This window comes from Burkholderia sp. Bp9140 (genome assembly GCF_003853425.1).
Taxonomy (GTDB): domain Bacteria; phylum Pseudomonadota; class Gammaproteobacteria; order Burkholderiales; family Burkholderiaceae; genus Burkholderia.
The window spans coordinates 1-5,077 of sequence record NZ_QTPQ01000082.1 but is presented as its reverse complement, the minus strand read 5'-3'; the positions used below and the strand labels follow the sequence as shown (position 1 = coordinate 5,077).

Genomic DNA, 5,077 nt, shown 5'->3' with positions numbered 1-5,077 from the left:
GCCCGCCCCGGGGCGCCGGGGCGGGGTGGGGGGGCTCTTACCCCCCCACCCCCCCCCCCCACCCCCACACCCCCCCCCCCCCCCCCCCGGGGGGGGGGGGGGGGGGGCCGCCCCCCCCCCCCCCCACGACGAGGTTGCCGATGTCGCTTTCGCGCGGCGTGAGCAGGGTCTTGATCGATGCGGACATGATGGGGATCTATCTCGTGGTCGGGGTGCGATGCGTCAGGCGATGGCCGTGTCGATCGTGATCGGGTGCGTGAGGATCTTGTGCACCGGGCACGCATTCGCGATCTGCAGCAGGCGTTCGCGCTGCTCGTCCGACAGGTCGCCGTCGAGCGTGATGCGGCGCATGATCGTGCTGCCCGCGCTGCCCGATTCGTGCGCGAGCTTCACGTGCACTTCGGCGAGCGGCCAGCCCTTGCGTTGCGCATACATCTTCAGCGTGATCGCGGTGCATGCGCCGAGGCTCGACAGCAGCAGTGCGACGGGCGTCGGTGCGGCGTCGCCGCCGCCGAGCGGCGCCGGCTCGTCGGCGCGCCACTGATGGACGCCGTCGGTGAAATGGACCAGGTAATCGACCGAGCCGATGCTCGCTTCGACGGACAGTTCGCTCATTGCAATTCCAGATGGGGAGAGGGGGCGGGCCGGCGGCCGGCGTGGCCGGGCCTTATGGTTCGAGCAGACGCTGCAGTCGCAGTTCCTCGAAATCCAGCTCGGATTCTATGCGGTGCAGCACGGCGTCGTCGACCCGGCCGTCGCGGTGCAGGTCGAGCAGTGCGTCGCGCGACACGCCGACCAGTTCGAGCTCGACACGCAGCATGCGCGCGCGCACCTTCGCGGGCTCGGCGCCGTGACGGTGCGCACTTTCGTTGTAGGAGACGCGGTTCCGGTATTCGGCCAGCAGGCGATCCAGCGACGCGCGTTCGAGGCCGGCGCCGCGCTGCCCGCGCGCATCGAGCTCGGCGAGCGCCGCGCCGAACGTATGCGCGCGCACCGCGTGCTCGGACATCGTTTCCCGCGCGGCCGGGCGCAGCTTCAGCACGCGGATCAGCGGCGCGAGCGTGCCGCCCTGCACGACGAGCGTCGCGATGATCAGCAGGAACGTGCTGAACAGGATCAGGTCGCGTCCGGGGAAATCGCTCGGCAGCGCGATCGCGGCGGCGAGGCTCACGACGCCGCGCATGCCGGACCAGCCGAGCACGACGGCCTCGCGCCACGACCACGGCGCATGACCCGCGCGCGATGCGCGCAGGCGGCCCGGCAGCCACATCGCGACGAACACCCACACGACGCGTGCGGCGATCGCGGCGGCCGTCGCAGGCAGCGCGACGCGCAGGCCGGCCATCAGCACCGCGCCTTCGTGGTTCACGCGCGCGAGGATCGCGTGCAGCGCGAGGCCGATCAGGATGAACACGAGTGCGTCGAGCACGAACACGATCGCTTCCCAGGTCGCTTTCGCCTTGATCCGCAGGTCGGCGTCGAATACGCGATGCTGGCGCACGCCGAGCACGAGGCCGCAGGTCACGACCGACAGCACGCCGGAGCCGTGCACGGCTTCCGCGATCCCGTAGCTGCCCCACGCCATCGCGAAGGTCACGACGATACCGAGCATCGGCTCGCGCAGGCGCGGCAGCACCCAGCACATCGCATGGCCGCACGCGAGGCCGACCGCGATGCCGATCAGCGTGAGCGAGAAGAACAGGCCGGTGGCGCTCGCGGTCGTGATCGTGACGGTGAGCGCGGCCGATACGGCCATCTGATACAGCAGCAGGCCCGACGCATCGTTGACGAGGCTTTCGCCTTCGAGCACCGCGACGAGCCGCGCGGGCAGCGGATGGCGCTGCAGGATCGCCTTCGCGGCGACCGCGTCGGGCGGCGACACGATCGCGCCGAGCGTGAAGCACGCGGCCCACGGCAACGCCGGATTGGCCGCATGCACCGCGAGCGCGACCGCAACCGTCGTGAACACCACCGCGCCGAGCGCGAGCGACGCGATCGATGCGAGATCCCGCCGGAATTCCTTCCACGCGGTATAGAAGCCGCTCGACATCAGCAGCGGCGGCAGCACGGCCGCGAGCAGCAGCGCCGGGTCCATGTCGGGCACGCGCTTGCCCGCGACGGCCACCGCGCAGCCGCCGAGCAGCAGCACGACGGCTGGCGGAATCGAGATCCGTTCGGCGAGCCACGTGAGCGCGCCCGCGCCGCAGATCAACAGCAGCAGGTAATGGAACAGCTCGACGTTGCTCATGCGCGGCGAATATGGCGAATGCGGGGCGTGCGCATCACGACGGCTTGCGATCGTTCGTGCTGCCGCCCGGCAGCGCGCCGAACATGTGCTGGCTGCACTTCGCGTCGCGCCATGCGGCGTTCAGCCGATGGCCCGCGAGCATGCGCCGCGCGACGGGCAGGATCTGTTCGCCGGCCAGCATGCCGAGCAGGCCGGTGAGCGCGATGAGCGGCGGCGCGGGCGAGTTCACGCCGATCGCGCCGTAGATGACGCCGGCGAGGATGCCGGCGAGCAGCGACAGGACATAGGATTTCATGACGGGCGTCTCGTGATCGGACGATTGGTGGCGACGAGTGCATCGTCGAGGTCCTGGAAGCGTATCGGGTTTACGTGACGAAAAAAAGGGCGGATTGCCCTTGTCGACAGCCTATTCTGGAATCCGAGTGATTCCAGTTTTTGGGTGTTCGTACAGCAGGATTGCAGTTTAAATAATTGGAGCCGGACGGCGCCGACCCGGCGCAACACCGACTCGAGTCCTCCCGCGTTCGCGGCGAGGCCGGTCCCTCTTTTCGTTCACAGGATGATTCACGCCATGAGCAACCCGAAACTTGAAGTACTCACTCCGCAGAACAGCCAGCTGATCTTCATCGACCAGCAGCCGCAGATGGCGTTCGGCGTGCAGTCGATCGATCGCCAGGCGCTGAAGAACAACGTCGTCGGTCTCGCGAAGGCCGCGAAGGCGTTCAACATCCCGACCACGATCACGACGGTCGAAAGCGAGGGCTTCTCGGGTCATACGTATCCCGAGCTGCTCGACGTGTTTCCGAACCAGAAGACGCTCGAACGCACGTCGATGAACTCGTGGGACGACCAGAAGGTGCGTGACGCGCTCGCCGCGAACGGCCGCAAGAAGGTGGTCGTGTCCGGCCTGTGGACGGAAGTCTGCAACACCACGTTCGCACTGTGCGCGATGCTCGAAGGCGACTACGAGATCTACATGGTGGCCGACGCATCGGGCGGTACGTCGCAGGCCGCGCACGACTTCGCGATGCAGCGGATGGTGCAGGCGGGCGTGGTGCCCGTCACGTGGCAGCAGGTCATGCTCGAGTGGCAGCGCGACTGGGCGCGCCGCGACACGTATGACGCGGTGATGGCGATCGCGAAGGAGCATTCGGGCGCGTACGGGATGGGCGTCGACTACGCGTACACGATGGTCCACAAGGCCGCCGAGCGTACGCTGACGCCGCACGAGTCGATCCCGGCCGTTCCGGCGAAGTAACGGGCAGTCGGCCGGATTGCCGCGGCCGGCGTGCGCGATGCACGCGCCGGCCGTCGCGCGCTCAGCTCACGGGCAGCGCCCACGGCGCGTGCGAGAAATGTTCGGCGAGGAAATCGAGCAGCACCGTCACGCGCGCGGCGCGCAGCATGCCGGGCGGCGTGACGAGGTTGACGTAGATGTCGGCGATCTTCCAGTCGTGCATCACTTCCTCGAGCTCGCCGCGCTGCAGTTCGTCCCACACCAGGAACTCGGGCTGCAGCGCGAGGCCGTGGCCGGCGACGAGCGCGGGGACGATGACGTCGGCGTTGTTGGTGCGGATGCGTCCTTGCACCGATACGCCGACTTCCTCGCCCGATGCCGAATTGCGAAAGCGCCAGTACTCGGGCGTCGGCAGGTTCGTGTAGGTGAGGCACACGTGCTGTTCGATGTCGCGCGGATGCGCGGGGCGGCCACGCCGGTCGAGATACGCGGGCGATGCGACGAGCGGACGGCGCACCGCGCACAGCCTGCGCGAGCGCAGCGACGAATCGCTTAGCTCGGCGATGCGGATCGCGACGTCGAAACCGCCGGACACGATGTCGACGATGTGGTCGGTCAGCACGAGGTCGATGTCGACGTGCGGATAGCGTTCGAGAAACGCGGGCAGCAGCGGCGACAGATGGCGCAGCCCGAACGACATCGGTGCGTTCACGCGCACGAGGCCGTGCGGTTCGAGCGCTTGCGCGGATGCCTCGCTCTCGATCAGTTCCGCATCGGCGAGCAGGCGGATCGCGCGGTCGCGCAGCAGTTCGCCGGTCGGCGTGAGCGACAGCTTGCGCGACGTGCGGTACAGCAGCATCGCGCCGAGGCGCTTTTCGAGGCGCGCGATGGCCTTCGACACGGTCGGCTGCGACACGCCGAGCAGTTCCGCGGCTTTCGCGAACGAACCGGTTTCCGCGACGCGCGCAAAGATGGCCCAGGCTTCGAGATCAGGAAGGTGTTGCATGGTCGGACAAGGGTGACAGGGACGCGAAGTGGGGGCGAAGGCGGCGACGCATGCGGCCGACGCGATGCGGGTCATTTTAATCCGGCCGGGAGAAAAAATCGTTATGGAATCTTATCTATCGTCGTTGGCAGCCGGCGTGTTGATCGGCGTCGTGTACAGCGTGATCAAGGTGCGCTCGCCGGCGCCGCCGCTGATCGCGCTGATCGGCCTCGCCGGCATGCTGGTCGGCGCGCAGGCCATCGGGCCCGTGCGTCACTGGCTCGGCTTCTGACCGCATCGAGGACATGTTGATGAACGCAACCGATACTCAACCGGATCTGATCCTGCACAACGGGCGCATCACGACGCTCGATCGTGCGAACCCCGTCGCCGCCGCGGTGGCGATCAAGGACGGCCGCTTCGTCGCGGTCGGCAGCGACGCGGACGTGAGGCCGCTCGCGGGCCGCGCGACGAAGGTCGTCGACCTCGGCGGCCGCACGGTGATGCCGGGCCTGACCGACAACCACACGCACGTGATTCGCGGCGGCCTGAACTACAACATGGAGCTGCGCTGGGACGGCGTGCGCTCGCTCGCGGTCGCGATGGA

General features: G+C 68.4%; 7 protein-coding genes. 3 read left to right on the top strand and 4 right to left on the bottom strand.

Annotated features, from left to right (window positions below; all coding sequences use genetic code 11):
* Positions 1 to 222: 222 nt before the first annotated feature.
* Genes DIE21_RS36500 through DIE21_RS36490 form a run of 3 tightly spaced genes read right to left on the bottom strand, consistent with a single transcriptional unit; the run spans position 223 to position 2,543 of the window.
* Entirely contained in the window at positions 223 to 615 is a 393-nt protein-coding gene (locus tag DIE21_RS36500; protein WP_124502170.1) for an OsmC family protein, read from the bottom strand.
* A gap of 52 nt (positions 616 to 667) precedes the next feature.
* Complete coding sequence (locus DIE21_RS36495) at positions 668 to 2,248, bottom strand: sodium:proton antiporter (RefSeq protein ID WP_124502169.1); 1,581 nt, start codon at positions 2,246 to 2,248, stop codon at positions 668 to 670.
* A 34-nt stretch (positions 2,249 to 2,282) separates the two neighbouring features.
* Positions 2,283 to 2,543: a XapX domain-containing protein gene (locus tag DIE21_RS36490; protein WP_124502168.1), complete on the bottom strand. Its 261-nt coding sequence runs from the start codon at positions 2,541 to 2,543 to the stop codon at positions 2,283 to 2,285.
* A gap of 276 nt (positions 2,544 to 2,819) precedes the next feature.
* Between DIE21_RS36490 and DIE21_RS36485 the strand changes: the two genes are divergently transcribed.
* Positions 2,820 to 3,506: a hydrolase gene (locus tag DIE21_RS36485; RefSeq protein WP_124502167.1), complete on the top strand. Its 687-nt coding sequence runs from the start codon at positions 2,820 to 2,822 to the stop codon at positions 3,504 to 3,506.
* Positions 3,507 to 3,567: 61 nt separating this feature from the next.
* Here the strand turns inward: DIE21_RS36485 and DIE21_RS36480 are convergent, their stop codons facing one another.
* A complete protein-coding gene (locus tag DIE21_RS36480; RefSeq protein WP_124502166.1) occupies positions 3,568 to 4,491 on the bottom strand; it encodes a LysR family transcriptional regulator in 924 nt (307 codons plus the stop codon).
* A 103-nt stretch (positions 4,492 to 4,594) separates the two neighbouring features.
* Between DIE21_RS36480 and DIE21_RS36475 the strand changes: the two genes are divergently transcribed.
* Positions 4,595 to 4,762: a DUF1427 family protein gene (locus tag DIE21_RS36475; protein WP_006756038.1), complete on the top strand. Its 168-nt coding sequence runs from the start codon at positions 4,595 to 4,597 to the stop codon at positions 4,760 to 4,762.
* A gap of 19 nt (positions 4,763 to 4,781) precedes the next feature.
* Positions 4,782 to 5,077: amidohydrolase family protein (locus DIE21_RS36470; RefSeq protein WP_148092773.1), on the top strand; the 296-nt coding region annotated here is incomplete at its 3' end.